General features: G+C 71.7%; 26 protein-coding genes and 1 pseudogene. 16 read left to right on the forward strand and 11 right to left on the reverse strand.

From position 1 onward, the window contains the following. Positions 1-21: 21 nt before the first annotated feature. The 4 genes from ACFUJ1_RS04875 to ACFUJ1_RS04890 all read right to left on the reverse strand — a co-directional run bounded on the left by ACFUJ1_RS04875 (position 22) and on the right by ACFUJ1_RS04890 (position 5,086). Complete coding sequence (locus ACFUJ1_RS04875; RefSeq protein WP_378642525.1) at positions 22-456, reverse strand: hypothetical protein; 435 nt, start codon at positions 454-456, stop codon at positions 22-24. 71 nt (positions 457-527) lie between these two features. Continuing rightward, complete coding sequence (locus ACFUJ1_RS04880) at positions 528-1,934, reverse strand: wax ester/triacylglycerol synthase family O-acyltransferase (RefSeq protein WP_378642527.1); 1,407 nt, start codon at positions 1,932-1,934, stop codon at positions 528-530. A 36-nt stretch (positions 1,935-1,970) separates the two neighbouring features. Beyond that, on the reverse strand, positions 1,971-3,407 hold the full coding sequence (locus tag ACFUJ1_RS04885; RefSeq protein ID WP_378642530.1) for a sensor histidine kinase: 1,437 nt from the start codon (positions 3,405-3,407) through the stop codon (positions 1,971-1,973). An 11-nt stretch (positions 3,408-3,418) separates the two neighbouring features. After that, complete coding sequence (locus tag ACFUJ1_RS04890) at positions 3,419-5,086, reverse strand: FAD-dependent oxidoreductase (RefSeq protein ID WP_378642533.1); 1,668 nt, start codon at positions 5,084-5,086, stop codon at positions 3,419-3,421. A gap of 116 nt (positions 5,087-5,202) precedes the next feature. On the opposite strand from ACFUJ1_RS04890, the gene ACFUJ1_RS04895 reads away from it, so the two are divergent. After that, on the forward strand, positions 5,203-5,658 hold the full coding sequence (locus ACFUJ1_RS04895) for an SRPBCC family protein (protein ID WP_378642536.1): 456 nt from the start codon (positions 5,203-5,205) through the stop codon (positions 5,656-5,658). A gap of 3 nt (positions 5,659-5,661) precedes the next feature. Here the strand turns inward: ACFUJ1_RS04895 and ACFUJ1_RS04900 are convergent, their stop codons facing one another. After that, positions 5,662-6,690, reverse strand: a complete 1,029-nt coding sequence (locus ACFUJ1_RS04900; protein ID WP_378642539.1) for a beta-ketoacyl-ACP synthase III — start codon at positions 6,688-6,690, stop codon at positions 5,662-5,664. 215 nt (positions 6,691-6,905) lie between these two features. On the opposite strand from ACFUJ1_RS04900, the gene ACFUJ1_RS04905 reads away from it, so the two are divergent. From ACFUJ1_RS04905 to ACFUJ1_RS04930, 6 genes are all read left to right on the forward strand, one after another. Beyond that, positions 6,906-7,178, forward strand: a complete 273-nt coding sequence (locus ACFUJ1_RS04905) for a GlsB/YeaQ/YmgE family stress response membrane protein (protein WP_378642542.1) — start codon at positions 6,906-6,908, stop codon at positions 7,176-7,178. A gap of 155 nt (positions 7,179-7,333) precedes the next feature. Beyond that, the gene (locus ACFUJ1_RS04910; RefSeq protein WP_378642545.1) at positions 7,334-8,047 is read left to right on the forward strand and encodes a phosphatidylserine decarboxylase; all 714 of its coding nucleotides are present in this window, start codon (positions 7,334-7,336) and stop codon (positions 8,045-8,047) included. After that, positions 8,044-8,946 carry a CDP-alcohol phosphatidyltransferase family protein gene (locus ACFUJ1_RS04915; protein WP_378642548.1) on the forward strand — a complete coding sequence of 301 codons (903 nt, stop codon included), beginning with the start codon at positions 8,044-8,046 and terminating at the stop codon, positions 8,944-8,946. Before ACFUJ1_RS04910 ends, ACFUJ1_RS04915 begins: the two co-directional genes overlap by 4 nt. Positions 8,947-8,961: 15 nt before the next feature. Next, positions 8,962-9,843, forward strand: coding sequence for an RNA polymerase sigma-70 factor (locus tag ACFUJ1_RS04920; protein ID WP_378642550.1), 882 nt, complete (start codon positions 8,962-8,964; stop codon positions 9,841-9,843). Between the two features lie 142 nt (positions 9,844-9,985). Beyond that, complete coding sequence (locus ACFUJ1_RS04925) at positions 9,986-11,083, forward strand: NAD(P)/FAD-dependent oxidoreductase (protein ID WP_378642552.1); 1,098 nt, start codon at positions 9,986-9,988, stop codon at positions 11,081-11,083. Positions 11,084-11,132: 49 nt separating this feature from the next. After that, positions 11,133-11,840: a Clp protease N-terminal domain-containing protein gene (locus tag ACFUJ1_RS04930; protein WP_378642555.1), complete on the forward strand. Its 708-nt coding sequence runs from the start codon at positions 11,133-11,135 to the stop codon at positions 11,838-11,840. On the opposite strand, the gene ACFUJ1_RS04935 is transcribed toward ACFUJ1_RS04930, so the two are convergent. After that, complete coding sequence (locus ACFUJ1_RS04935; RefSeq protein WP_378642557.1) at positions 11,837-13,888, reverse strand: NAD(+) synthase; 2,052 nt, start codon at positions 13,886-13,888, stop codon at positions 11,837-11,839. The genes ACFUJ1_RS04930 and ACFUJ1_RS04935 overlap by 4 nt on opposite strands. 23 nt (positions 13,889-13,911) lie before the next feature. Beyond that, on the reverse strand, positions 13,912-14,544 hold the full coding sequence (locus ACFUJ1_RS04940) for a suppressor of fused domain protein (protein WP_378642560.1): 633 nt from the start codon (positions 14,542-14,544) through the stop codon (positions 13,912-13,914). 84 nt (positions 14,545-14,628) lie between these two features. Between ACFUJ1_RS04940 and ACFUJ1_RS04945 the strand changes: the two genes are divergently transcribed. Both ACFUJ1_RS04945 and groL read left to right on the forward strand, forming a co-directional pair. After that, the gene (locus ACFUJ1_RS04945; protein WP_233020814.1) at positions 14,629-14,943 is read left to right on the forward strand and encodes a hypothetical protein; all 315 of its coding nucleotides are present in this window, start codon (positions 14,629-14,631) and stop codon (positions 14,941-14,943) included. Between the two features lie 207 nt (positions 14,944-15,150). Then, positions 15,151-16,776 carry a chaperonin GroEL gene (groL, locus tag ACFUJ1_RS04950; RefSeq protein WP_233020813.1) on the forward strand — a complete coding sequence of 542 codons (1,626 nt, stop codon included), beginning with the start codon at positions 15,151-15,153 and terminating at the stop codon, positions 16,774-16,776. Between the two features lie 55 nt (positions 16,777-16,831). On the opposite strand, the gene ACFUJ1_RS04955 is transcribed toward groL, so the two are convergent. Further along, positions 16,832-17,521 carry a ZIP family metal transporter gene (locus tag ACFUJ1_RS04955; RefSeq protein WP_378642563.1) on the reverse strand — a complete coding sequence of 230 codons (690 nt, stop codon included), beginning with the start codon at positions 17,519-17,521 and terminating at the stop codon, positions 16,832-16,834. Positions 17,522-17,824: 303 nt separating this feature from the next. Here ACFUJ1_RS04955 and ACFUJ1_RS04960 point away from each other — a divergent pair, with 303 nt between their 5' ends. Next, a complete protein-coding gene (locus tag ACFUJ1_RS04960; protein WP_378642565.1) occupies positions 17,825-18,457 on the forward strand; it encodes a TetR/AcrR family transcriptional regulator in 633 nt (210 codons plus the stop codon). A 19-nt stretch (positions 18,458-18,476) separates the two neighbouring features. Beyond that, entirely contained in the window at positions 18,477-19,340 is an 864-nt protein-coding gene (locus ACFUJ1_RS04965; protein ID WP_378642568.1) for an alpha/beta fold hydrolase, read from the forward strand. 1 nt (position 19,341) lies between these two features. On the opposite strand, the pseudogene ACFUJ1_RS04970 reads toward ACFUJ1_RS04965, so the two are convergent. Then, positions 19,342-21,426 (reverse strand): annotated as a pseudogene (locus tag ACFUJ1_RS04970) (prolyl oligopeptidase family protein); the annotation flags it as partial. An 88-nt stretch (positions 21,427-21,514) separates the two neighbouring features. Here ACFUJ1_RS04970 and lpdA point away from each other — a divergent pair. The 4 genes from lpdA to ACFUJ1_RS04990 all read left to right on the forward strand — a co-directional run bounded on the left by lpdA (position 21,515) and on the right by ACFUJ1_RS04990 (position 24,212). Next, positions 21,515-22,918, forward strand: coding sequence for a dihydrolipoyl dehydrogenase (gene lpdA, locus ACFUJ1_RS04975; RefSeq protein WP_378642570.1), 1,404 nt, complete (start codon positions 21,515-21,517; stop codon positions 22,916-22,918). A 133-nt stretch (positions 22,919-23,051) separates the two neighbouring features. Beyond that, positions 23,052-23,429, forward strand: a complete 378-nt coding sequence (locus ACFUJ1_RS04980; RefSeq protein WP_378642573.1) for a hypothetical protein — start codon at positions 23,052-23,054, stop codon at positions 23,427-23,429. Between the two features lies 1 nt (position 23,430). Further along, a complete protein-coding gene (locus ACFUJ1_RS04985) occupies positions 23,431-23,646 on the forward strand; it encodes a hypothetical protein (protein WP_378642575.1) in 216 nt (71 codons plus the stop codon). 20 nt (positions 23,647-23,666) lie between these two features. After that, positions 23,667-24,212, forward strand: a complete 546-nt coding sequence (locus ACFUJ1_RS04990) for a hypothetical protein (RefSeq protein WP_378642578.1) — start codon at positions 23,667-23,669, stop codon at positions 24,210-24,212. A gap of 4 nt (positions 24,213-24,216) precedes the next feature. On the opposite strand, the gene ACFUJ1_RS04995 is transcribed toward ACFUJ1_RS04990, so the two are convergent. Both ACFUJ1_RS04995 and ACFUJ1_RS05000 read right to left on the reverse strand, forming a co-directional pair. Beyond that, positions 24,217-24,636 (reverse strand): PPOX class F420-dependent oxidoreductase, encoded by a 420-nt coding sequence (locus ACFUJ1_RS04995; protein WP_378642580.1) that lies wholly within the window; start codon positions 24,634-24,636, stop codon positions 24,217-24,219. A gap of 28 nt (positions 24,637-24,664) precedes the next feature. Further along, a complete protein-coding gene (locus tag ACFUJ1_RS05000) occupies positions 24,665-25,042 on the reverse strand; it encodes a winged helix-turn-helix transcriptional regulator (RefSeq protein ID WP_378642583.1) in 378 nt (125 codons plus the stop codon). Between the two features lie 79 nt (positions 25,043-25,121). On the opposite strand from ACFUJ1_RS05000, the gene ACFUJ1_RS05005 reads away from it, so the two are divergent. Continuing rightward, the gene (locus ACFUJ1_RS05005; protein WP_378642585.1) at positions 25,122-25,967 is read left to right on the forward strand and encodes an NmrA family NAD(P)-binding protein; all 846 of its coding nucleotides are present in this window, start codon (positions 25,122-25,124) and stop codon (positions 25,965-25,967) included.

Raw genomic sequence — 25,967 nt, forward strand, 5'->3', positions numbered from 1 at the left:
GCCGACGGCACCCGGGGGTCCCTACTCGGCGACGAGCCCGGCGGCGGTCGCCACGGGCTCGTCGGCGACGCTCGGCGCGAGGCAGACCAGCTTCGCGGTGCCGAGCGCGACATTCGGGCTGCCGGTGAACGGGCTGTCCGGGTTCGCGGCGAGGATCAGCTCGATCACCGCCTTCTCCTGCTCGGTGTCGAGCTTCCTGAACTCGGCGCAGGTGATGTCGGCGCCCGACCCGCTCGGCGCCGCGGCCGGCGTCGTGCTCGGGGCCCCGCCCGGCGCGGCCGTCGCGCTGCTCGGCGCGGCGCTACTCGGCGTACCGGCGGCGGTGGTGCTGCTGGCGACGGCGCCGGTGCTCCCCTTGCGCAGCCCGTTGGCGTCGGTCGATTCGTCCGATCCGCAACCGCTGACGACCAGGGCGAGCACACCGGCGGCGAGCACGGCGGCGGAGAGTCGCTGCATGATGGATCCCCCGTGGGTCGTTCGCGGCGCCGGCGGCTCCGGCGCGTCGGCAGCACTGTACCGGGTGCCGCTCAGGCCGTCTGCTCGGCGGCCGCGCGCAGGGCATCGACCACGCCGGGGATCCGGTCGGTCAGCTCGGCCAGGTCCGGCACCAGCTCCCGGCAGGCGATCAGCCCGAAGTCGAGTTTGCCGTCGTAGGAGAGCGCGGTGATGTTCAGCCCGGAGCCGTGGAAGATCGGGCCGAACGGGTACGAACTGAGCAGCCGCACCCCGAGGAAGTACAGCGGCAGCGGCGGCCCGGCGACATTGGAGACCACCAGGTTGTGCACCACCGGGTGGTGCTCCGCGAGCTCCAGCGAGGAGTACAGCCGCATCGCGATCCGGAAGGTGTTCGGCGGCGCGTACTGCGTCCAGTCCTGCAGGAAGTCGGGGCCGATGAGCTCCTCGTGCTCCTCCTTGGCGGCCCGGTTCGCCTCCGCCACCCGCTTCAGCCGCTGCACGGGGTCGGCGATATCGGTGCCGAGCTGGCAGAAGAGCGAGGAGACCTTGTTGATCCCCCGTGTGTGCCGCGACGACTCGTGCACCGACACCGGGATGGTCGCGATGAGCGACTTCTCCTCCGGCAGCTCGCCGCGCTCGGCCAGGTAGTCGCGCAGCGCACCGCCGACCACGGCCAGCACCACGTCGTTGATCTTCACCCCGAAGGCGTTCTTGATCCGCTTCACCGCGGCCAGCTCGACCTCGGTGAAGGCCACCGCTCGGTGCGGGGTGATGGCCCCGTTGAACGGGGTGCGCGGCGCGGTCAGCGGCAGCGCCATGCCGGAGCGGTTCCCGACCCGCCTGCGCACCATCCCGGCCAGCCTGCCGACGGTCTTCGGCACCATCCGCAGCACCCCGGCGCGGGCCGGGAAGCGCAGCGCCGCCTCGGCGAGCAGCCGCAGGTCGCTCGGCTCCGGCTCGCGACCGAGCGGCGCGGGCGGCCCCTCGCTCCCGCGCTTGCCCGGCTCGGCGTCGCACAGCGCCATGAGCAGCTCGGCGCCGGTGACGCCGTCCACCGCGGCGTGGTGGTACTTGAGGATCACCGCGACCTTGTCGCCCTCGACGCCCTCGACCACCCGCACCTGCCAGAGCGGGTGGTTGCGGTCCATCGGCGTGCCCGCGATGTCGCCGACCAGCTCGGCCAGCTCCGCGCGCCCGCCCGGCGCGGGCAGGCCGTAGCGCCGGACGTGGTAGTCCAGGTCGTAGTCGCCCGCCTCGACCCAGTACGGATAGTCCAGCTCCAGCGGCACCGCCCGCAGCTTCCGGCGCATCTGCGGGACGAAGGCCAGCCTGCGCCCGAGCTCGGCCTTGAAGGTGTCGAACGAGTAGTCGCCGCCGTCCGCGGTGGGGTCGAGCACGAGGAGTGCGCACACGTGCAGGTGCTGCGTCCCGGTCTCCAGATACAGGAAGCTGGCATCGAGTCCGGTGAGGCGTTCCATGTCGGGAGTGTAGTGGAACGTGTTGCAGGTGAGGGGCTATTCGGGCGGGGTGGGACGCTCCAGCGGGATGCGGACGGTGAACACCGTCGAGCCCGGCTCGGACTGCACCTCGATGTCGCCGTGGTGCTTGTTCACCACGATCCGGAAGCTGATGTCGAGGCCGAGCCCGGTGCCGTCGCCGACCGGCTTGGTGGTGAAGAACGGCTCGAAGATGCGGCGCCGGACGTCGGCCGGGATGCCGGGCCCGGTGTCGCCGATGGAGACCGCGAGGCACACGTCGTCGCGGTAGGTGCGGATGGTGAGCGTGCCGGAGCCGTCCATGGCGTAGACCGCGTTGTCGATCAGGTTGGTCCACACCTGGTTCAGCTCGGCCGCGAAGCAGGGGATCGGCGGCAGCGTGCGGTCGTACTCCTTGACCAGCGCGATGCCATCGCCGAGCTTGCGGTTCAGCATCACCAGGGTGCTGTCCAGCAGCTCGTGCACATCGACCACCTGGAACGGGGCCCGGTCCATCTGCGAGTACTGCTTGGCCGCGCCGACCAGGGTGGAGATCCGCGCGGTCGAGTCGGCGATCTCGTTCATCAGCAGCTCGGTCTCGATGGTGTAGTTCAGCCACCGGATCGCGCCCTCGAAGACCTGCTCGGTGCAGCCCTCCAGGGTGCCGGCCACCCGCTCCAGCCAGTCGATGTCGATGCCCGCCTGGACGAAGTTGGGCGCCAGGTTCCAGCCGTCGGCGATCTCGTGCTCCTCGAACCAGTCGCCGACGGCGTCCTCGCGGTCCGCGGCCTCCAGCGGGGTGAGCTCGGGCGCCTTCGCCACCAGCTCGGCCGCGTCCTCCTGCAGCCGGACCAGGGTGAGCAGCACCTCGGGGGTGAACTTGCCCTGCGCCATCATGCCGAGCTTGTGCCGCATCCCGGCGACCCGCTCGCGCAGCCCGGAGGTGGCGCGCACCGCGGCCGCGGCGGGGTTGTTCAGCTCGTGCGTGAGCCCGGCGGAGAGCGAGCCGAGCGCGAGCAGCCGCTCCCGCTCGGCCACCCGCTCGTGCTTGTCCCGGTTCCCGAAGAAGGCGCCCTCCAGCAGGTGCACCGCCATCGGGAACCACTCGCGCATCATGGCGGAGAACGTCGCGGCGTCCAGCACGAAGAAGCGCGAGGGCCGGGTGAGGTACATGGTCGAGACGTAGCTCTGCTCCGCCCGGTCGCCCAGGTACGCGGTCCAGGCGCCGACGTAGGAGCCGCGGTGGTCGGTGCGGGTCAGCTCGATCTCGGTGCCCGCGGAGAGCTTGGTGAGCCGCAGCTCGCCGTCCATGAGCACGTAGAAGCAGGTGGCCGGGTCGCCCTCGCGGAAGGCGAGGCCGGGCTCGAGCTGCTCGATCCGCCCGTCCCGGCACAGCCAGGCCAGCTGCTCGTCGTCCAGCCGCTCGAACAGGAAGAGCTCACGCAGCTCCGCCGGATCGCAGACAAGCTCGCTCATGTTTTTCCCTCCTATGCCAGGTAGCGGTGCACGAACATGACGGCCATGGCACCCTCGCCGACGGCCGAGGCCACCCGCTTCGCCGACTCCGCGTGCACGTCACCGGCGACGAAGACGCCGGGCACGCTGGTCTCCAGGTGGTGCGGGGCGCGGGAGATCTCCCAGCCCGCGGGGCGGCCGCCGTCGGGGGTGAGGTCCGGCCCGGCCAGCACGAACCCGGCCGGGTCGCGGGCGATCGTGCCGTCCAGCCAGTCGGTCTGCGGCGCGGCGCCGATGAAGAGGAAGAGCCGCTCGGTCTCGGCCTTCTCCTCGCGCCCGGTCTCGTTGTTCCGCAGCACGATGCCGCGCAGATGGTCGTCGCCGTCGGCCGCGATCACCTCGGTGCAGGTGTGCACCTCGATGTTCTCGATGCCTGCGATCTGCTGGACCAGGTAGTGCGACATGGACTTGTCCAGCGAGTCGGCCCGCACCACCAGGTGCACCCGCCCGGCATTGCGGGAGAGGAAGACCGCGGCCTGCCCGGCCGAGTTGGCGCCGCCGACGATGTAGACCTCGTGGCCCGCGCACTCCGCCGCCTCGGTCATGGCCGAGCCGTAGTAGACGCCGCGGCCGGTGAACTCGTCCACCCCGCGCGCCGGGTGCCTGCGGTAGTCGACGCCGGTCGCGATGATCACGGTGTGCGCGCAGAGCCGCCCGCCGTCGGCGAAGCGCACGGTGCGCGCCGAGCCGTTCACCTCCAGCCCGACCACTTCGCGGGTGGTCACCAGCTCCGCGCCGAACTTCCCGGCCTGGCGCCTGGCCCGGTCGGCCAGCTGGCCGCCGGAGACGCCGTCCGGGAAGCCGAGGTAGTTCTCGATCCGCGAGCTCTGCCCGGCCTGGCCGCCGGTGGCGGTGCGCTCGACCAGCACCGTGCGCAGCCCCTCGGAGGCGCCGTACACCGCGGCGCCGAGCCCGGCCGGGCCGCCGCCGACCACGATCAGGTCGTAGAACTCGCCGGTGGGCGTGGTGTTCAGCCCGACCCGCTCGGCCAGCTCGCCATCGGTCGGCTGCACCAGCGGCTCGCCCTCGGTGGTGATCACCACCGGACAGCAGCTGATGTCCTTGCCCGCGGCGGCGAGCAGCTTCGCGCCCTCCGGCTCGTCCGCCGGGTACCAGCGGTACGGCAGCTGGTTGCGGGCAAGGAACTCGCGCACCTGCGAGCAGGCGGGCGACCAGCGGGTGCCGATCACCTTGGTGCCGTGCACCGGGCGCTGAGCGTCGCCGCGCCACGCCTCCAACAGGCCGTCCAGCACCGGGTACAGCTTCTCCTCCGGCGGGTCCCACGGCTTGAGCAGGTAGTGGTCCAGGTCGACCACGTTGATGGCGTTGATCGCGGCGGTGGTGTCGGCGTAGGCGGTGAGCAGCACGCGGCGCGCGAAGGGGTGCAGGTCCATGGCCTGCTCCAGGAACTCGATGCCGTCCATGCCCGGCATCCGGAAGTCGGCGATGAGCACCGCGACCTGCTGGCCGCGCAGCTTCACCTCGCGCAGCGCCTCCAGCGCGGACGGCCCGGACTCGGCCCGCAGGATCCGGTAATCGGCGCCGTAGCGGCGGCGCAGGTCGCGCACGACCGCGCGGGAGACGCCCGGATCGTCGTCGACGCTGAGAATGAGCGGTTTATCGGCGGCGGGGGAAGTCACCCATCGAGTATGCGCGCAGCGAACCGACCTGTCGCATTGCTCTGCCCAGGGCGAACAGCGGGAGATCGCCCGACTAGAATTGGTGTGTCCCGCAGTACCGCGAACAGGAGGCAGCGTTGCCGAAGAATCTGGAAGCGACCGTCGACATCATCGCCCCGCCGGAGCGGGTGTGGGCCGTGGTGGCCGATCCCAAGCGGATTCCCGAGTTCAGCCCGCAGTGCGTGCGGATGCAGCCGCTCGGCGCGGTGAAGGCGGGCACCTGGACCGTCAACCTGAACCGGGATGGCTGGAAGTACTGGCCGACCACCTCCCGCATCGTGACCTTCGAGCCGAACCGGGAGTTCGCCTTCAAGGTCACCGAGAACCGCAGCACCTGGCGCTTCACCCTGGAGCCGACCGCGACCGGCACCCGGCTCACCCAGGTCAGGGACACCTCCGACGGCACGACGGCGTTCTCCCGGACCGCCATCAACGCGGTGCTCGGCGGCGCGGAGTCGTTCGACATCAAGCTGGTCGACGGGATGCGTCAGACCCTGGCCGGGATCAAGGCGGCGGTCGAGACCCCGGCCTGACGCTCAGACCCAGTTCGGCAGCCGGACCACCTGTGCGGCGTACGACAGCCCGGCGCCGAAGGCGATGAGCAGCGCGGTGTCGCCCGGCTTCGACTGCCCGGTGCGCAGCAGCTGCTCCATGGCCAGCGGGATCGAGGCGGCCGAGGTGTTGCCGGTCTCCTCGATGTCATTGGCGAGCGCGCAGTTCTCCGGCAGCTTGAGCACCCTGGCCATGATCTCGATGATCCGGCCGTTGGCCTGGTGCGGGATCATCGCGTCCAGGTCGTCGGTGGCGAGCCCGGCGCGGTCGATGGCGTCCCGGCAGACCTTCTCCAGCGAGTGCGCGGCCCAGCGGAAGACCGCGGTGCCCTCCATCGTCAGGTAGGGGCGGACCGCGTCCAGCCCCTTCTCCTCGATCTCGGCGAAGAACTCCAGCCAGTCCTTGTCCTGCCGGATGGCGTGGCTCTGGGTGCCGTCCGAGCCCCACACCGTCGGGCCGATGCCCTGGTCCTCGGCCGGGCCGACGATCACGGCGCCTGCGCCGTCGGCGAAGAGGAACGCGGTGGAGCGGTCGTTCTTGTTGATGGTGTCGGTCAGCTTCTCCACGCCGATCACCAGCACGTGCCCCGCGGTGCCCGACCGCACCAGGTCGGAGGCGAGCGCGAGCGCGTGACAGAAGCCGGCGCAGCCCGCCGAGATGTCGAAGGCGGCGGCGCCGTTCATCCCGAGCTCGGTGGCGATCTGCGGCGCTGCGGCCGGGGTGAGCAGGAGGTGCGTCGAGGTCGCGACGATGACGGTGTCCACCTGGTCGACCGCGACCCCCGCCGACTCCAGCGCGCCCGTGGCGGCGGCGACGCTCATGCTCCGCACCGTCTCGGTGTCGTCGGCGAAGCGGCGGGTCCGGATGCCGGAGCGGGTGCGGATCCATTCGTCGCTGGAGTCGATCGCCCCGGCGACCTCGTCGTTCGTGACGATGCGCGCGGGCCGGTACACCCCCAGCCCGAGGATGGCGGTGTGCTCAACTCCGGTCGTCTGGGCGATTCGAGCGACCATGTGCGTCTCCTGTCCCCACGGCCGAGCCGGCGGGTGGCGTCGGTGGTTGCCGTCCAGCGTTGCCGGGTGTTGTCCGGAACGCTGGACATGAGGCTTCCTCATATTATCTCCACCCCACTGACACGCGCGCGTATTCCCCCCGACCGGGGGTATGCGACGTATAGCGCGGCGATGGCTCGAAGCGGCGCGCACCCAACTAACGATGCGAGGACACAATGCTCGGTCTCGGGATTATCGGCTGGATCATCATCGGCGGCCTGGCCGGCTGGATCGCCAGCAAGTTCATGAAGACGGACGCGCAGCAGGGCATCCTGCTCAATATCGTCGTCGGTGTCATCGGCGGTCTGCTCGGTGGCTTCCTGCTCAAGCTCTTCGGCGTCGACGTCGAGGGTGGCGGCCTCATCTTCAGCTTCCTGACCTGCCTCGCCGGCGCGGCCATCCTGCTGTTCCTGGTCAAGCTCGTCACCGGTCGGCGACCGGTGCACTGACCCAGCGCGCGCGGTAATCGGCGCCGCCCGGACCTCGGCGGCGCCGATTTCGCCTGCCCGCACGGTTGCCGGGGATACGCTCGGCGCCGACCACGATCGGGGGGTCGCCGCGGCGTAAGGTGTGGTGCCCGTACCCGAAACCGAAAGAGGAGCCTGTGGCACGCCGCCCGACCCCGTCCGGCACCCCCGAGACCACCGGAGTCGGCCACATCGCCGACCTGATCCGGTCCTCGATCCCCCCGCTGCACCCCGCCGGGCTGCCCTTCGTGGCCGCCCCGCTCGCGGTGGCCGCGCTCGGCCGCAAGCGGCGCTGGGTGCGCCGGGCCGGACTGCTGACGGCCGCGGCCTGCGCCGGGTTCTTCCGGCACCCGCACCGGGTGCCGCCGAACATCAGGGGCGCCGTTGTCGCCGCCGCGGACGGCGAGGTCGCGCTGGTCGACTCCGCGGTCCCGCCGCCGGAGCTCGGCCTCGGCGACGCCCCGCTGCCCCGGGTCAGCATCTTCCTCTCGGTGCTCGACGTGCACGTGCAGCGCACCCCGGTCTCCGGCACCGTGCGCACCGTCGTGCACCAGCCCGGCCAGTTCCGCTCCGCCGACCTGCCGGAGGCCAGCTCGGTGAACGAGCGCACCGGCATGGTCCTGGAGACCCCCGGCGGCAAGCAGGTCGTCGTCGTCCAGATCGCCGGGCTGATCGCCCGCCGGATCGTGAACGAGGCGCGCGCGGGTGACGTGCTGACCATCGGCGACACCTACGGCCTGATCCGCTTCGGCTCCCGGGTCGACACCTACTTCCCGGCGGGCACCGACCTGCTGGTGCTGCCTGGGCAGCGCACCATCGGCGGCGAGACCGTCCTCGCCGTCCTGTCGTGATCGCGCGGGCGGAGCAGACCGAGGGGCGCCGCAGGCGCAGCGTCCGGCTGCTGCCGAGCATGGTCACCATCCTGGCGCTCTGCTCGGGGCTCTCCGCGGTGAAGTTCGGCCTCGACGGCGACCTGTCGACCGCGCTGGCCATGGTCGGCGCCGCTGCCGTCTTCGACACGCTCGACGGCAGGCTGGCGCGGATGCTCGACGCCACCACCAAGATCGGCGCCGAGCTGGACTCGCTCTCCGACGCCATCTCCTTCGGCGTCGCCCCCGCGCTGGTGCTCTACGTGGCGCTGCTCGACGAGTACAGCGCGGGCTGGATCGTCGCGCTGCTCTTCGCGGTCAGCATCGTGCTGCGGCTGGCCCGGTTCAACACCCTGATGGACGACGACACCAGGCCGGAGTGGTCGCGCGAGTACTTCGTCGGGGTTCCGGCCCCCGCGGGCGCGCTCATCGCGCTGACGCCGATCGCGCTGCTCGAGCAGTTCGGCGACGGCTGGTGGGCCGGCTTCTACGAGGTCGCCGCCTGGACCGCGTTCTCCGCGCTGCTCTGCGTGAGCACCATCCCGACGCTGGCGATGAAGTCGGTGCGGGTGGCGCCGCAGGCGGCGGCGCTGCTGCTGGTGCTGGTGGCGATCGCGGCCGCCGCGCTGGTGACCTTCCCGATCGTGCTGCTGCTGGTCCTGATCGGGCTGTACCTGGTGCACATCCCGTTCGCCTGGCGCTCGCAGCGCTGGGTCGCGGCTCGGCCGGAGACCTGGCAGGACAAGCCCGCCGAGCGCAGGGCGCAGCGCCGCGCGAACCGGCGCAGGCCGAGCCTGCCGCGTCCGGCCATCTCCACCGCCCGGCTGCGGCTGCGCAGGCCCGGTGGGAACAACCGCCCGCACGACCAGCGCCGCGGCTGACCGGAGCCGCGACCGATGAGCGGCTCCGAGCTCGACGAGTTCCTGCGCCAGCGGCCGCGGCTGTTCGCGCTCGCCTACCGGATGCTGGGCAGCGCGAGCGAGGCCGAGGACGCGGTGCAGGAGACCTACCTGCGCTGGGCCGCCGCGGAGACCGAAGGGATCCGCTCCGCCGAGGCCTGGCTGACCACGGTGACGGTGAACCTCTGCCGCTCCTGGCTGGTCTCGGCCAGGGCCCGCCGGGAGAGCTACGTCGGCCCGTGGCTGCCCGAGCCGGTGCCGACCCCGGACACCGACCTCGGCCCGCTGGAGACGGCGCAGCAGCGCGAGCTGGTCTCGCTGGCCCTGCTCGCCGCGCTGGAGCGGCTGAACCCGGTGGAGCGCGCGGTCTTCGTGCTGCGCGAGGCCTTCGGCTACCCGCACCGCGAGATCGCCGCCATGCTGGAGCTCTCCGAGGCGAATTCGCAGCAGATCTACTCGCGCGCGAGCGTCCGGGTGCGCGCGGGGCGCACCCGCTTCGAGGTCTCGGTGGACCGGGCGAAGGAACTGCTCGAGCGGTTCCTGGCCGCGGCCGCCGAGGGTGATGTGGACGGGCTGCGCGCACTGCTCGCCGCCGACGTCGTCGCCACCTCGGACGGCGGCGGCGTGGTGAGCGCGGCCCGGCGCCCGGTCGTCGGCATCGACAAGGTGGCGGCCTTCCTGCTCGGGCTGGTGCGCAAGGCGCCCGCCGGGTTCCCCCTGGCGATCGAGGAGATCAACGGCGGGGCCGGGCTGGTGGCGCGGGTGGACGGTGCGGTCTACGTGGTCGCCGCGCCGGAGTTCGGCGAATCGCCGGAGGGGCCGCGGCTCACCGGGCTCTCCTTCGTGCTGAACCCGGCGAAGCTCGCCCGCTTCCGGTGATCGGCTTCACAGCGCCGAGCTGTCAGGGATCGGCCGCGGCCGCGGTCTGGATGATGTCAGGCCCGGAGCGGACCGCGCGGTAACCCGCCGCGCGCGCCGCCCGGGGTGCGGGATCTCCCGCAGCTCGCAAAGGAGCCACATCATGACCGATCAGCGCATCGTCGTCCTCGGCGCGGGGTACGCGGGGCTCGCCACCGCGCGGAGACTGGTCCGCACCGCCCCCGGCGCCGCGATCACCGTGCTCGACGCGCGCGAGCGCTTCGTCGAGCGGGTCCGGCTGCACCAGCGCGCCGCCGGGCAGGCCATCCCGGAGTGGGACCTCGCCGAGGTCCTCGGCCGCAGGGGGATCCGCTTCGTGCACGGCAGAACCGTCGAGCTGGATCTCGACGCGCGCGAGGTCCGGACGGCCGACGGCGCCGCGCTGCCCTACGACACCCTGGTCTACGCGCTCGGCTCGGCCGCTGGCACCGCCGACGTGCCCGGCGCCGCCGAGCACGCGCTCGCCGTCGCCACCCCGGAGGATCTCGCCGACGCCGCCCCGCCGTCCGGCCTCGCCCTCGTGGTCGGCGCGGGCGCGACCGGCGTCGAACTCGCCACCGAACTCGCCGAGACCCACCCCGACCTGCGGGTGCTGCTGCTCGGCGCGGACGAGCCGATGGCCGCGCTCGCGCCCCGCGCCCGCGCGCACGTGCGCCGGGTGCTCGACCGGCTCGGCGTCGAGGTGCGCACCGATGCCAAGGTCACCGCGGTGACCGCCGCCGGGGTCCGGCTGGCCGACGGCACCGAGGTGGCAGCCGACGCCGTCCTCTGGACCACCGGCTTCCGCGTGCCGCCGCTGGCCGCGGCGGCCGGGCTCGCGGTGGACGGCTCCGGCCGGGTGCGCACCGACGCCACCCTGCGCTCGCTCTCGCACCCGGACGTCTACGCCGTCGGCGACGCCGCCGCCACCGCGGGCCGGGACGGCAGGCAGCTCCGGATGGCCTGCGCCACCGCGCTGCCGCAGGGCGGCTACGCCGCGACCGCCATCGGCGCGCGGGCACGCGGCGCCGAGCCACGCGAGTTCCGCTTCCGCTACCAGGTGCAGTGCTACAGCCTCGGCCGCGGCGACGGCCTGCTGCACGTGGTGCACGCCGACGACTCGCCCGCCCGCCTCGTGATCACCGGCAGGCCGGGCGCCTGGCTCAAGGAGCGGATCGTGCGCTTCGCCGCCAGGCAGGCGGGGCTGCCCGCCGGGCTCTGATCGTCAACCAAGGGTTGACGGCAGGGCTGCGTCAACCTATGGTTGACGCATGACGAACGTACGACTCGACGACCTGATCGACGGCATCAAGAAGGCCCGCCCCGACGATGTCCTGGAACAACTCTCCGACGCGGTGGTGACCGCGGGAACGCTCGGCGAGGTGGCCGATCACCTGATCGGCCACTTCGTCGACCAGGCCCGCCGCTCCGGCGCCTCGTGGACCGATATCGGCGCCAGCATGGGCGTCAGCAAGCAGGCCGCGCAGAAGCGCTTCGTGCCGAAGGGGCCGGAGGACGCCGGGCTCGACCCGGCCGCCGGTTTCGCCCGCTTCACCCCGCGCGCCCGCAGCGCCGTCGCCGCCTCGCAGGAGGCGGCGCGCAACTCCGGCCACACCGTGATCGGGCTGCCGCACCTGGTGCTCGGGCTGCTCACCCAGCCGGAGGGGCTCGCCGCGAAGGAGATCGAGACCCAGGGGGTCACCCTCGACGCCGTCGCCGCGGCCGCCGCGGCCGCGCTGCCGGAGCCGAGCGGCGAGCCGATCCCGGCGCTCATCCCCTTCGACGCCGAGTCCAAGAAGGCGCTGGAGCTCACCTTCCGCGAGGCGGTCCGGCTCGGCCACAACTACGTCGGCACCGAGCACGTGCTGCTCGCGCTGCTGGAGCAGGAGAACGGCACCGGCGTGCTCAACGGGGCCGGGCTGGACAAGGCGCGGGTGGAGGCGCACCTGCTGGAGATCCTGGCCGGGCTCGGCGGCTAGTCCGGGACGTTGCGCTCCAGCTCGTCCAGCCAGGCCGTCGCCACCGCGTCGCTCGGCGCCCGCCAGTCGCCGCGCGGCGAGAGCGAGCCGCCCGAGCCGACCTTCGGCGCGTTCGGCAGCGTGGAGCGCTTGAACTGGCTGGTCTGCACGAAGCGGCGCAGGAAGAGCCGGAGCCAGTGCTTGATGGTGGCGAGGTCGTACTCGTTGCGCTGGTCCTCCGGGATCAGGTCGGGCCAGCGCCCCCTGGTCCGGTCCGACCACGCCGCCTGCGCCAGGTAGGCGATCCGGCTCGGCCGGTAGCCGAAGCGGAGCAGCTGGTAGAGGTGCAGATCCTGGAGTTCGTACGGCCCGACGGTTGCCTCCGAGCTCTGGCCGGGCGCCTCGTCGCCGTCGGCCGACGGCACCAGCTCCGGCGAGATCTCGGTGGCAAGGACGGAGGTCAGCGCCGCGTTCGCTGCCGCCCCGAACTGCCCGGTCTCGGCGGCCCAGGCGATGAGGTAGCGGATCAGCGTCTTCGGCACCGAGGCGTTCACGCTGTAGTGCGCCATGTGGTCGCCGACGCCGAAGGTGCACCAGCCCTGGGCCAGCTCGCTCAGGTCGCCGGTGCCGACCACCAGCGCGTCGTGCATGTTCGCCAGCCGGAACAGGTGTGAGGTGCGCTCGCCCGCCTGCACGTTCTCGTAGGTGACGTCGTACTGCGGCGCCCCGTCCGCGGCGGGGTGCCCCAGGTCGCGCAGCATCTGCTCGGCCGACGGCCGGATATCGATCTCGTGCGCCGTCACGCCGAGCGCGGCCATCAGCCGGTGCGCGTCGGTCTTGGTCCTGGTGCTGGTCGCGAAGCCGGGCATGGTGTAGGCCAGCACGTTCGTGCGCGGCAGCCCGAGCCGGTCCATGGTCTTGGCCGCGACGATCAGCGCCTGGGTGGAGTCCAGCCCGCCGGAGACCCCGATCACCAGCCGCTGGGCGCCCGCCGCGCGCAGCCGGGTGCTCAGCCCCTCCACCTGGATGTGGTGCACCTCGGCGCAGCGCTCGTTGCGCGCCGCCGGGTCGGCGGGGACGTACGGGAAGCGCGGGATCTCCCGGCGCAGCGCCACCGTTCCCGCCGGCACCGGCAGGGTGACCGGCACCTTCCGGAACCGGCCGAGCCGCTCGCGGTGGTCGTGCACGTTGTCCGCGAAGCTCGTGGTGCGCACCCGGTCCGCGGCCAGCCGCTGCAGGTCCAGGTCGGCGCTGACCAGCCGGGGGTGGTCGGCGAAGCGCTCGCCCTCGGCGAGCAGGTCGCCGTTCTCGCAGACCAGCGCCTGCCCGTCCCAGGCCATGTCGGTGGTCGACTCGCCGGTGCCCGCCGCCGAGTACAGGTAGGCGGCCAGGTAGCGGGCCGAGTGCCCGGTGCAGAGCGCGCGCCGGTAGTCGGCCTTGCCGACGACGATATTGCTGGCCGAGAGGTTCACCAGCACGGTCGCCCCGGCCAGCGCGGCGAAGCCGCTCGGCGGCAGCGGCACCCAGCCGTCCTCGCAGATCTCCAGGTGGAAGGTGAAGCCGTCGACATCCGTCGGGAAGAGCAGGTCGGCGCCGAAGGGAACCTCCTGCCCGGCGATCTCGACCGTGTCGGCGAGCACCTCGCGGGCCGCCGCGAACTGCCGCTTCTCGTAGAACTCGCGGTAGTTCGGCAGGTAGCTCTTCGGCACCGCGCCGAGCACCGCGCCGTCGGCGATCACGATCCCGCAGTTGAACAGCCTGCCCTGGGCCCGCACCGGGGCGCCGACCACCAGCACGGTCGCGATCTCCCGGCTGGCCTCGACGATGTCGGCCAGCGCCTGCCGCACCGCGAGGTCGAGCGCGTCCTGGTGGAACAGGTCGTCGGCGGTGTAGCTGGAGAGGCCGAGTTCCGGGAAGACGGTGAGCACCGTGCCGTCGGCCGCGGCCGCGCGGGCCAGCTCGATCGTGCGCTCGGCGTTGAAGGCGGGGTCGGCCACCCGCAGCGTCGGCACCGCGACGGCCACCCGCGCGAAGCCGTGCCGGTACAGCGAGTCGAACGGCAGCGTCATGGTGCTCATCTTTCCCGGCGCCGTCACGACCTGCCCGCCAGACCCCCGCCCCAGCGCGGCCAGCGCGCCGCGGGCGGCGGCTCAGGCACCAGCGAATCGCGGGTGACGTCGGTGACGTACAGCGGCAGCGACGGCTCCAGCCTGGCCAGCAGGTCGAGCAGATCGCGGCCGCGCGCGGTCCGGTACTCGGCCGTGGTCAACCCCACGATCTGCAGGAACATCAGCCCGCCGACGGTGCCGAGCTCCGGGTCGGGCACGAAGCCCGCGGCGCGCAGCGCGGAGTCCGGCGCGCCGAGCGGCACCGCCGATTTCACCGCGTCGCCCGGCTCGAACCACTCCCCGGACTGGAAGACGAACCGGCTCAGGTTCTGCAGGAAATCCACCGGCCACTGCGGCGGCTCGGTCGCCTCGGCGGTGCTCAGCACCCGCATGGTGAACTCGAAACGCTGGCCGTGTTCGAAGATCGCGGAGAGGCCGTTGGTCGCGTAGTGCCAGTGCGGCATCGGGGCGGTGCGGCGGTAGGCCGAGATGCCGTCCAGCGGCTCGGTACCCCCCGTCGACCAGGGGTTATCGCCCGCCCAGTACACCGGCACCGCGTCGGCGTAGAGCCGCGCCAATGCCCCCGTGACGTCGGGACGGCCGGGTTTTTCACTCACCTCGCCACTGTAGGCGGGACCTCCGGTACCGGCCCGCCGCGTCGCCCACCCGGCATTCCGGCCCGAGCCGGATAAGATATAGCAATGGCGGATGACCCGGATTCCGACCTGGTGGCGGGGGAGCGGCGAGCGGATCTGGTCCGCGCGCTGACCTACGTGTCCACCGAATCCGGCCCGGACGGCGAGTACATCGTCAACGGTGATCTGCCGCCCGAGGTCGCCCCGCCTTTCATCCGGGCGATCATGCGGGTGGAGGCCGAGCTGCTGCTGCACGACGCGGAGCTGGTCACCGTGGAGAACGAGGAGCCGCGCGATCCGGAGCAGCGCCGGGTGGACGCCTTCGTGGCCCTGCTGCTGCGCATCGACGACCGGCAGTGGATCCCCGGCTACCCCGGCTGAACCCGGTAACCTTGCACTCGGCATGCTCGAGTGCTAGAAATGGCGTTGGCACTCACCACAGGCGAGTGCCAGGTCGGGACGGTGAGACCGGGTACCTCGACACCCCCGGTCGTCCGTCGCGGGCACCGAACCTGGCCAGCGTAAATGGGGCGACCCGACATGGGATCGTCCTGTGTGTCAGCCATCCACATGGAGGATCTCAACGCAATGGCCAAGACAATTGCGTACGACGAAGAGGCCCGTCGCGGCCTCGAGCGCGGCCTCAACAGCCTCGCCGACGCGGTCAAGGTGACGCTGGGCCCCAAGGGTCGCAACGTCGTCCTGGAGAAGAAGTGGGGCGCCCCCACGATCACCAACGATGGTGTCTCCATCGCCAAGGAGATCGAGCTCGAGGACCCGTACGAGAAGATCGGCGCCGAGCTGGTCAAGGAAGTCGCCAAGAAGACGGATGACGTCGCGGGCGACGGCACCACCACCGCTACCGTCCTGGCCCAGGCGCTGGTGCGCGAGGGGCTGCGCAACGTCGCGGCCGGCGCGAACCCGCTGGGTCTGAAGCGCGGCATCGAGAAGGCCGTCGAGGCCGTCACCGCCAAGCTGCTAGAGACCGCCAAGGAGGTCGAGACCAAGGAGCAGATCGCCGCTACCGCCGGTATCTCGGCCGGCGACGCGTCCATCGGTGAGCTCATCGCCGAGGCGCTCGACAAGGTCGGCAAGGAAGGCGTCATCACCGTCGAGGAGAGCAACACCTTCGGGCTCCAGCTGGAGCTGACCGAGGGCATGCGCTTCGACAAGGGCTACATCTCCGGTTACTTCGTGACCGACCCCGAGCGTCAGGAAGCGGTCCTCGAGGATCCGTACCTGCTGCTGGTCGGCTCCAAGGTCTCCACCGTGAAGGACCTGCTCCCGCTGCTGGAGAAGGTCATCCAGGCGGGCAAGCCGCTGCTGATCATCGCCGAGGACGTCGAGGGCGAGGCCCTGTCGACCCTGGTCGTGAACAAGATCCGCGGCACCTTCAAGTCCGTCGCCGTCAAGGCGCCCGGCTTCGGTGACCGCCGCAAGGCGCAGCTCGCCGACATCGCCATCCTGACCGGTGGCGAGGTCGTCAGCGAAGAGGTCGGGCTCTCCCTGGAGACCGCGGGCATCGAGCTCCTCGGCCAGGCCCGCAAGGTCGTCGTGACCAAGGACGAGACCACCATCGTCGAGGGCGCGGGCGACGCCGAGGCGATCAAGGGCCGGGTCGCGCAGATCCGCTCCGAGATCGAGAACTCGGACTCCGACTACGACCGCGAGAAGCTGCAGGAGCGGCTGGCCAAGCTGGCCGGCGGCGTCGCGGTGATCCGCGCGGGCGCGGCCACCGAGGTCGAGCTCAAGGAGCGCAAGCACCGCATCGAGGATGCCGTTCGCAACGCGAAGGCCGCCGTCGAGGAGGGCATCGTCGCCGGTGGCGGCGTGGCCCTGCTGCAGTCCGGCCCCGCGCTGGACGCGCTGTCCCTCACCGGTGACGAGGCCACCGGCGCGAACATCGTCCGCGTCGCGCTCTCGGCTCCGCTGAAGCAGATCGCCTTCAACGCCGGCCTCGAGCCCGGCGTCGTCGCCGAGAAGGTCTCGAACCTTCCCGACGGCCACGGCCTGAACGCCGACACCGGCGAGTACGAGGACCTGCTGGCCGCCGGCGTTGCCGACCCGGTCAAGGTCACCCGCTCGGCGCTGCAGAACGCGGCCTCCATCGCGGCCCTGTTCCTCACCACCGAGGCCGTCGTCGCCGACAAGCCGGAGAAGTCCGCCGCTCCCGCCGGCGACCCGACCGGTGGCATGGGCGGCATGGACTTCTGAGTCCGCCTCTCGCGCTCCGGAAGCCGGTCCCCTCGGGGGCCGGCTTCCGGCGTTTCTACCCGCCGAGCACGAAGGCGACCAGGAAGCCCGCGGCGGTGGCGAGCCCGACCCACCAGCCGCCCTCGCGGTACGCCTCCGGCATGAGGGAGTCGGCGAGCACGGCGAGGGTGGCGCCGCCCGCGAAGGCCTGGACGGTGCTGATGCTGGTGGCGGAGAGGTTGTCGGAGAGCAGGTCGCCGACGACGGTGACCGCGACCAGGACGATGCCGGTCGCGGTCCAGAGCAGGAGGGCGCGGCGCGGCGGGAAGTTCTTGTCCCGGCGCAGCAGGGCGGAGCCGCTGATCGCCTCCGGCACGTTGCCGACCGCGATGGCGACGAGCAGCACCAGCCCGCCCGACTCGGTCAGCGTGACGCCGAGCGCGGTGTTCTCCGGGATCCCGTCCAGCACGGTGCCGAGCATGAGCGCCCAGCCGACGGCGCTCGCCCCGAGCCGCGTCTCCAGCAGGTGGTTGGCGCCGACGTAGAGCCCGGCCCCGGCGAAGAGCGCGAGCCCGGCGACGGTGACCCCGGCCTGGGCGAAAGCGGGGCCGAAGAGTTCCTCGGAGACCGCGGCGATCATGGTCCCCGCGCCGAACGCCATGAGCGTCGCGAGTACCTGTTTCGGCAGCGACCAGCGCAGCCCGACGAATGCGCCGAGCACCAACGGCACGGCGGTGCCGAGGCCGAAGAGCAGTGCGGTTCCCATGCGCTCAGCCTAGGCAGCCGGACCTATTTCGCCGGGCTCCCATTCGAGCCCGGCGAACGCTCTTCGGACATTCCCGCGCTTGCTTCCGAAAAAAATCTAAGAAACTCCGTCAAAATCCGCCCCGGAATTCCGGCGCGGTGCGTAACCTCTGATCGGCAAACGCCTGGTACCCACGCTGTTCGGGAGGCACATGGATTAGCCGTCGCACTGCCAACTTCCGGCTAACGCGCGGTTCGCCGGAGGTTCGGGCGAAGGGCCTGATCCATGACGAGGGGATCGGGCCCTTCTGTATTGTCTGCGGCGATGTCACAGGATGCGAATACGGGGCGTATGTATGCCGGGCAGCCCGTCGAGGACCGGCAACGTCAACGGCGTGCGCGTTTTCTGGAATCGGGCCTGACGGTATTCGCCAGGGACGGGTACGCCAACAGTTCGGTCGGGGCGATCTGTAAGGACGCCGGGCTCTCCTCGCGGCAGTTCTACGAGGAGTTCAGCGGCCGCGAGTCGCTGCTGCTCGAACTCTATGAACACATCGATCGCGAGTGCAGGGACGCGGTCACGAAAGCGCTTGCGGTGACCGGGGATGCGAGCGCGCTGGTCCGCATCGACGCCGCCACCCGCGCCTACATCGAGTCGGTCGGCACCGATCCGCGCCGGGCGCGGGTGGCGCTGGTCGAGGTGGTCGGCGCCGGGCCGAAGGTGGAGAAGTTCCGGCTGGAGCTGCGCCGGGTCTGGGGCGCGATGCTCGCCGAGGCGGTGGAGGCGGCCGCGGGCCACGGCGAGGTCCCGTCCGGGGACTACGACATGCGGGTGCTCGCGGTGATCGGCGCGGTGAACTACGTGGTCGACGCCTGGAGCGGCGCCGACCCGCGCCCCCCGCTGGACGACGTCATCGCGGTGCTGAGCCGGGTGATCCTGGGGGCGGTGCGGGCCTGACGCGCGGTAGCGTGCGCGTATGGAGACCGTTCCGATCCAGATGCCGGACGGCTCGACCGTCCCGGTGCGGCTGCTCGGCGCCGCGGGCGCGCACCGGCACCCGGTGACGCCGGATGCCCCGCGCCCGGCCGTGGTGATCGTGCCCGGCCTCGGCGTGCCCGGCGGCTACTACGAATCCGTCGCCCGCGACCTCGCCGCGCGCGGATTCGACACCGCCATCGGCGAATTGCGCGGCAATGGCGACAGCAGCCCCGAACCGGACGCGGACAGCGCCTACGGCTACCACGAACTGGTCTCGGTCGATTTCCCCGCGATCTTCCAGGTGGTCCGCAACCGCTTCCCGCAGAGCACCCCGTACCTGCTCGGGCACAGCATCGGCGGCCAGCTCTCGGTGCTCTACGCGGCCCGGATCAGGGGCAGGCTCGGCGGGCTGATCCTGGTCGCCTCCGGCACCCCGTACCACCGCGGCTTCCGCGGCCTCTCCGGCCCCGGAATGCTGCTCGGCACAGCGGCGGTCGCGCTCACCGCAGGCATCGCCGGGTACTGGCCGGGCGACCGGATCGGCGGCCTGGCCGGGTTCGGCAGGCAGTCGAAGGTGCTGATCTCGGACTGGGCCCGGCTCGCCCGCACCGGCCGCTTCGTGCCGATGGGCGCGGACATCGACTACGAGGAGCGGATCGGCAGGCTGAAGCTGCCGGTCCTCTCGATCACCATGACCGGCGACGAGATCGCCCCCGCCTCCTCGGCCGCGCACCTGGTGCGCAAGCTGCCCGCGGCCGAGGTGACCACCTGGACCCAGCCGGAGCGGCTCGGTCACAACGGCTGGATCCGGGAGTGCGGCAGCACCGTCGACCGGGTCGAGAAGTGGCTGCGCGACCGCTGATTCAGCCGCGCCCCGGACTCCCGCCGTCGCGCAGCATGGAGCCGAAGAACTCGTACATGAGCGCGGTCTGGAACGCCGACTGCTTGTTGTCGGCCGCGCCGCCGTGCCCGCCCTCGATGTTCTCGTGGTACCAGACCGGGTGGCCCTGCTCCGCCAGCAGCGCCGCCATCTTGCGCGCGTGCCCCGGGTGCACCCGGTCGTCCCTGGTGGAGGAGGTGAGCAGGATCGGCGGGTAGGCGCGGTCGGGGTCGGTGTTCTGGTAGGGCGAGTAGCGGCTCAGGTACTCCCACTCCTCCGGCTTGTCCGGGTCGCCGTACTCGGCCACCCAGGAGGCGCCGGCCAGCAGCAGGTGGTAGCGCCGCATGTCGAGCAGCGGCACCCGGCAGACGATGGCGCCGAACAGCTCCGGGTAGCGGGTGAGCATGACGCCCATCAGCAGCCCGCCGTTGCTGCCGCCCACCGCGCCGAGCTGGTCGGCGGTGGTGATGCCGCGGGCGACCAGGTCCCTGGCGATAGCGGCGAAATCCTCGTACACCCTGTGCCGGTTCGCCTTCAGGACCGAGGTGTGCCACTCCGGCCCGTACTCGCCGCCGCCGCGGATATTGGTGACCACCCAGGTGCCGCCCTGCTCCAGCCAGCCCATGCCCGCGGTGGCGGCGTAGGCGGGGGTGTAGGAGGACTCGAAGCCGCCGTACCCGTACATCACGGCCGGGCCGGGGGTGCCGCGCCGGTCGCGGTGCCTGACCACGAAGTAGGGCACCGCGGTCCCGTCGTCCGAGGTGGCGAAGAACTGCTCGGTCTCGATGCCGGTGGCGTCGTAGAACGCGGGCTCCCTGGCCAGCTCCACCGTCTCGCCGCCGACCGAGCTCGCCAGCAGCGTCGGCGGGGTGGTGAAGCCGCTGGTGGTGAGCATGAACTCGTCACCGGACTCCAGCGGGTCCAGGTTCGAGATGCCGGTGGTCGACATGGGCGGGGTGTCCGCGAGCGACCTGCGCTGCCAGCCGTCCGGGCCCGGCGTGAGCACGTGCAGTTCGGTGCGCACGTCGCGCAGCGTCACCAGCAGCAGATGGTTCTCGGTCCAGCCGACGCCGTACAGGGCGGTGTGCGGGTCGGGGGCGAAGAGCACCTCGAACTCGCGGCCGCCGTCGAGGAACGCGGCGAGCTCGGCGACCAGCAGCGCACCGGCCGGGAACTCGGTCCGCGCGGGCCGCCACGCCGACTTGAGCCGGACCAGCAGCCGGTCCCGGTACCAGGAGACGTCGGCGTCGGTGGGGACATCGATCCGGGTGCGGGTGCCGTCCGGGGCGAGCAGCGACACCTCCTCGTTGTAGAAGTCGGTGGCCCTGGCGATGTAGTGCCGCTCGAAGCCGGGGGTGCGGTCGTACCCGGCCGAGACCGAGACGTCCGCGGGCTCGCCCTCGAACACGGTGACCGCCTCGGCCAGCGGCGTGCCGCGGTGCCAGCGCTTCGCGATCCGCGGGTAGCCGGAGTCGGTGAGCGAGCCGGGGCCGAAGTCGGTGCCGACGTAGACGGTGTCCCGGTCGATCCAGCTCAGCCGCGACTTCGCCTCCGGCAGGAAGAAGCCGCCTTCAGCGGGCTCGACGAAGCGCCTGGTCTCCAGGTCGAACTCGCGCACCACCTTGGCGTCCGCGCCGCCGCGGGAGACGCTGATCAGCGCGCGGCTCTGCTCCGGGCGGAGCACGACCGCGCCCGCCCACACCCAGTTCTCGTCCTCGGCGGCGGCGACCGCGTCCAGGTCGATCAGCACGTCCCAGTCCGGCGAACCGCCCGCGTACTCGTCGAAGGTGGTGCGCCGCCAGAGCCCGCGCGGGTGCCCGGCATCGCGCCAGTAGTTGTACAGCCACTGGCCGCGCCGGTTCGGGAAGGCGATCTTGGTGTCGGTGTCCAGCATGTCGAGGATCCGGCGCTGCAGCCCGTGGAACCGGTCCGACGACGCGAAACGCTCGACCGTGACCTCGTTGCGGGCGCGCGCCCAGTCCAGCACCGCCTCGTCGGTGACCTCCTCCAGCCACAGGTGGGGGTCGCTTGCACTGGGGTCAACGCTGCCGGTCATCCCCATATTGTGGCGGACGCGCCGGAGCGCGGCCCGGCGGCGCGGCGTTCGCTCCCGGGTGGCTGGGCCGGACCGCGCATACAGGACTACGCTCGATGCCGTGACTTCCCACTACGATGTCGTCGTTCTCGGCGCTGGTCCCGGCGGTTACGTCGCCGCGATCCGCGCCGCTCAACTCGGCTTGCGAACAGCGATCGTCGAGCAGAAATACTGGGGCGGTGTGTGCCTGAACGTGGGCTGCATCCCGTCGAAGGCGCTGCTGCGCAACGCCGAACTCGCCCACATCTTCACCAAGGAAGCCAAGACCTTCGGCATCTCGGGGGACGTCTCGTTCGACTTCGGCGCGGCGTACGACCGCAGCCGGAAGGTCGCGGACGGCCGGGTCAAGGGCGTCCACTTCCTGATGAAGAAGAACAAGATCGACGAGTTCGACGGGAAGGGCACCTTCACCGACGCGAACACGATCTCGGTGGAGCTGTCCAAGGGCGGCACCGAGACGGTCACGTTCGACAATGCCATCATCTCCACCGGCACCAACACCAAGCTGCTGCCCGGCACCTCGCTGAGCGAGAACGTGGTCACCTACGAGGAGCAGATCCTCACCCGTGACCTGCCCGGCTCGATCCTCATCGTCGGCGCGGGCGCCATCGGCATGGAGTTCGGCTACGTCCTCAAGAACTACGGCGTCGACGTGCGCATCGTCGAGTTCCTCGACCGCGCGCTGCCGAACGAGGACGCCGACGTCTCCAAGGAGATCACCAAGGCGTACAAGAAGCTCGGCATCACCATCAGCACCGGTGCCGCCGTGCAGTCCATCGACGACGACGGCGCCAAGGTCACCGTCGCGATCAAGGACAACAAGAGCGGCTCGGTGGAGACCGTCACCGTGGACAAGGTGCTGCAGGCCGTCGGCTTCGCGCCCCGGGTCGATGGCTACGGCCTGGAGAACACCGGCGTCGAGCTGACCGAGCGCGGCGCCATCGCCATCGACGACCACATGCGCACCAACGTGCCGCACATCTACGCCATCGGCGACGTCACCGCCAAGCTGCAGCTCGCGCACGTCGCGGAGGCGCAGGGCGTGGTCGCCGCCGAGACCATCGCAGGCGCGCCCACCGTGCCGCTCGGCGACTACCGCATGATGCCGCGCGCCACCTTCTGCCAGCCGCAGGTCGCCAGCTTCGGGCTGACCGAGGCGCAGGCCCGCGACGAGGGGTACGACGTGCAGGTCGCCACCTTCCCGCTCACCGCGAACGGCAAGGCGCACGGCCTCGGCGACCCGACCGGCTTCGTCAAGCTGATCTCGGACAAGAAGTACGGCGAGCTCATCGGCGGCCACCTCATCGGGCACGATGTCTCCGAGCTGCTGCCCGAGCTCACCCTCGCGCAGAAGTGGGACCTCACGGTCAACGAGCTCACCCGCAACGTGCACACCCATCCGACGCTCAGTGAGGCGCTGCAGGAGGCGTTCCACGGGCTCGCCGGGCACATGATCAACTTCTGACCCCCGCCTTTCCCGACGCCCCGGCTTTCGCGGCCGGGGCGTCGCTGTTTGGATGGGCGGGTGCGGTGGATCGCCTCGAAGGTGGTCGCGCTGACCCTGGACGATGGGCCGAGCGAGCGCGCCCCCGGGCGCCGTGCGCGACGAGGTCGAGCGCACCGACGTCGCCATCCGCGCCGCCGGGTACACCGGCGAGATCACCTTCCGGCCGCCCTACGGGAAGAAGTTCCTCGCGCTGCCGCGGTACCTGGCCGAGCACGGGCGGACCACGGTGATGTGGGACGTGGAGCCGGAATCGTCCGCGGCCGCCGATATCGCCGCCGTACGGGACCGGCGAGGCGCTGGCCGCGCTGCCGCGGATCGTCGGGGAGTTGCGCGGACAGGGGTATCGGTTCGTCCGGGTGTCGGAGCTGCGCTGATATTGGATCTCGGGGCGTATTACGAACGTGATACGCTGTTCCGTGTTCGAGTTGATGTGGACAGAGAGCTCGGAGGCGCACATAGCTCGACATGACGTGGCGCCCGAGGAGGTGGACGAGGCTACGGAGGTGCCGTTCCACACGTTCCCGGGTCGGGACGGAACCACCATCCTGCTCGGGCGCAGCTATGCGGGGCGCTTCCTGACGGTGGTCCTCGCGGAGGCCGCGGACGGCCGTCACTTCGTCTGCACCGCTCGGGAGATGACACAGGCCGAGAAGCGGGAGTACCGGAAGAAAGTTCGAAGGTCATGAGTTCTGAGCAGCGCACTCGCATGGAAGAAGCAGCCGACTACTACGACTCGCACGATGTCGCGGCGGATATCGCGGCGGCGACCCTGACCGCGCACGAGCCGAGCGAATCGTCGCCGATGGCCGGCTACAGCCTGCGGCTGCCGAAGTCCACGCTGCGTGCCGCGCGTTCGCTCGCGCAGGAGCGCGGGGTGTCCACCGGTGCGTGGTTGCGCGCGGTGATCGAGCAGGCTGTCGCGGCGCATCGGCGACCGGGGGCGGCGGAGACGGTCGCGCTGCAGAATCTGATCGACGTGTACCTGTCCCCGGCGTACCCACGCGGCGGCGCCGGGTCCGACGAGGCGCCGGACCAGCGGGAGCAGGTGCGCGTCGACGTGGCGGCCGTACTGGAACCGGTCATGGCGCTGCTCGAGCCGATCGCCGCCGTGCTGCGGGAGGTCGAGTCGAATCGAGGCGGGGGCGCGGCCGCGAACCGGCCGCCGGGGGCGCGGGTGGTCAGGCACCCGCGCACCGCACTCGGCAATGCTCCCAACCGACGCCTGGCGAGCACCCGCCGCAAGCGCGGCTGACCCCTCAGCGCAGCAACCCGTACGCCCGGGTCGGGGTGAGGGTGAGGAGGACGCGGCGGTCGGCGACCATGACCCGGCGGTACTCGTCCCAGTCCGGGTGCTCGCCGGAGCCGGCCCGGTAATAGGCGACGAGGGCGTCGACGGCCGGGTCGCCGGGGTCGGTGGCGACGTCGGTCAGCTCGGCGTCCGCTTCGAGCACGGCATAGGAGCCGAAGGAGTCGTCGGTGACGTGCAGCGCGGCCCAGGGCTGCCTGCGCAGGTTGGGGTACTTGGCCCGGTCGGCGGTGATGGAGATGCGGATCTTCCCGTCGGCACCGGTCACGTGCAGGACGTTGGAGAGCTGCGGGCGGCCGTCCCGGCGCAGCGTGGTGAGCACCGAGCGGGTGGTGCTGCGGGCGAATTCGAGGGCGCGGTCGAGTTCCATGGCAGGAACAACCGCGGCGGGGCGCAGGTCAATCCCGGTCGTAGGCATCCTGTGCCGCGCGCACCCGCGGCATGTTCAGCTCGACCAGTTTCACCAGCGCCTCCAGCTGGTCGGCGATCTCGGCGCCGAGCTCGGTGAGGGTGTACTCGACCCGCGGCGGGATGGCCTCCAGCACCTCGCGGTGCACCATGCCGTCGCGCTCCAGCGCCCGGAGGGTCTGGGCGAGCATCCGCTCGCTGACCCCGTCCACCCGGCGGCGCAGCGCGCTGAACCGGTACGGCCCCGCGCGCAGCGCGACGAGCGCGAGGATGCCCCAGCGGCCCGCCAGGTTCTGCAGCACCGGGCGAGAGGTGCAGTTGCGGGCGAAGACATCCGACTCCAGCTGCGGGTCGTGCTCCGATTCCATCCCTCGACGATACCGGGGAATGAATAGTGCTTACGAAAAGTTAGTGCTGTGGAACAGTCCGAACCGCAGGAGGAAACCCATGACCGTCGCCGTCACCGGAGCAAGCGGCCAGCTCGGCCGGCTCGTCGTCGAGGCACTGGCGCGCAAGGGCGCCGCGCCGATCGCGATCGCCCGCACCCCGGAGAAGATCGCCGACCTCGCCGAGCGCGGCATCGAGGTGCGCCGGGCGGCGTACGACGACCCGGACCAGCTCGATGCCGCGCTCGCAGGCGTAACCCGGCTGCTGCTGGTCTCCGGCAACGAGTTCGGGCAGCGGGTCGCGCAGCACACCACCGTGCTGCGCGCCGCCGAGCGAGCCGGCGTCGAGCTGCTCGCCTACACGAGCATCCCGGACGCCGACACCACCCCGCTGATCCTGGCGAACGAGCACCGCGCCACCGAGGAGATCCTGCGCGCGGGTGCGGTCCCGCTCGTCCTGCTCCGCAACGGCTGGTACTGGGAGAACTACCTCGGCAGCCTGCAGCAGGCCAGGGCGACCGGCGCGTTCTCTGGCGCCGCGGCGGGCGGCCGGATCGCCGGCGCGGCCAGGGCCGACTACGCCGAGGCTGCCGCCGCCGTCCTGACCGCCGACGACCAGGGCGGCCGGGTCTACGAGCTCGGCGGCGATCAGCCGCTCTCGCACGCCGAGCTCGCCGACGCCATGGCCGCCGCGCTCGGCACCCCGGTGCGGTACGAGAACCTGGGCCGCGCTGGCTACACCGCCGCGCTCATCGACTCCGGGCTCCCCGCCCCGATGGCCGAGGTGTTCGCCGACTCCGACGCCGGTATCGAGGCGGGCGCGCTCGACGTCACCTCCGGTGACCTGGTGAAGCTCATCGGCCGTCCGGCTGTCACCGCCGAGTCGGTATTCCGCGCCGCGCTCTGA

It is taken from the genome of Nocardia sp. NPDC057227 (assembly GCF_042669725.1).
Classification (GTDB): Bacteria; Actinomycetota; Actinomycetes; order Mycobacteriales; family Mycobacteriaceae; genus Nocardia; species Nocardia asteroides_A.

Bases quoted from the DNA above. Each gene is read 5' to 3' on its own strand.
- ACFUJ1_RS04875 (WP_378642525.1), bottom strand. From the start codon at position 456: ATGCAGCGACTCTCCGCCGCCGTGCTCGCCGCCGGTGTGCTCGCCCTG.
- ACFUJ1_RS04880 (WP_378642527.1), bottom strand. From the start codon at position 1,934: ATGGAACGCCTCACCGGACTCGATGCCAGCTTCCTGTATCTGGAGACC.
- ACFUJ1_RS04885 (WP_378642530.1), bottom strand. From the start codon at position 3,407: ATGAGCGAGCTTGTCTGCGATCCGGCGGAGCTGCGTGAGCTCTTCCTG.
- ACFUJ1_RS04900 (WP_378642539.1), bottom strand. From the start codon at position 6,690: ATGGTCGCTCGAATCGCCCAGACGACCGGAGTTGAGCACACCGCCATC.
- ACFUJ1_RS04905 (WP_378642542.1), top strand. From the start codon at position 6,906: ATGCTCGGTCTCGGGATTATCGGCTGGATCATCATCGGCGGCCTGGCC.
- ACFUJ1_RS04920 (WP_378642550.1), top strand. From the start codon at position 8,962: ATGAGCGGCTCCGAGCTCGACGAGTTCCTGCGCCAGCGGCCGCGGCTG.
- ACFUJ1_RS04925 (WP_378642552.1), top strand. From the start codon at position 9,986: ATGACCGATCAGCGCATCGTCGTCCTCGGCGCGGGGTACGCGGGGCTC.
- ACFUJ1_RS04930 (WP_378642555.1), top strand. From the start codon at position 11,133: ATGACGAACGTACGACTCGACGACCTGATCGACGGCATCAAGAAGGCC.
- ACFUJ1_RS04935 (WP_378642557.1), bottom strand. From the start codon at position 13,888: ATGACGCTGCCGTTCGACTCGCTGTACCGGCACGGCTTCGCGCGGGTG.
- ACFUJ1_RS04945 (WP_233020814.1), top strand. From the start codon at position 14,629: ATGGCGGATGACCCGGATTCCGACCTGGTGGCGGGGGAGCGGCGAGCG.
- groL (WP_233020813.1), top strand. From the start codon at position 15,151: ATGGCCAAGACAATTGCGTACGACGAAGAGGCCCGTCGCGGCCTCGAG.
- ACFUJ1_RS04955 (WP_378642563.1), bottom strand. From the start codon at position 17,521: ATGGGAACCGCACTGCTCTTCGGCCTCGGCACCGCCGTGCCGTTGGTG.
- ACFUJ1_RS04960 (WP_378642565.1), top strand. From the start codon at position 17,825: ATGTCACAGGATGCGAATACGGGGCGTATGTATGCCGGGCAGCCCGTC.
- ACFUJ1_RS04965 (WP_378642568.1), top strand. From the start codon at position 18,477: ATGGAGACCGTTCCGATCCAGATGCCGGACGGCTCGACCGTCCCGGTG.
- ACFUJ1_RS04990 (WP_378642578.1), top strand. From the start codon at position 23,667: ATGGAAGAAGCAGCCGACTACTACGACTCGCACGATGTCGCGGCGGAT.
- ACFUJ1_RS04995 (WP_378642580.1), bottom strand. From the start codon at position 24,636: ATGGAACTCGACCGCGCCCTCGAATTCGCCCGCAGCACCACCCGCTCG.
- ACFUJ1_RS05000 (WP_378642583.1), bottom strand. From the start codon at position 25,042: ATGGAATCGGAGCACGACCCGCAGCTGGAGTCGGATGTCTTCGCCCGC.
- ACFUJ1_RS05005 (WP_378642585.1), top strand. From the start codon at position 25,122: ATGACCGTCGCCGTCACCGGAGCAAGCGGCCAGCTCGGCCGGCTCGTC.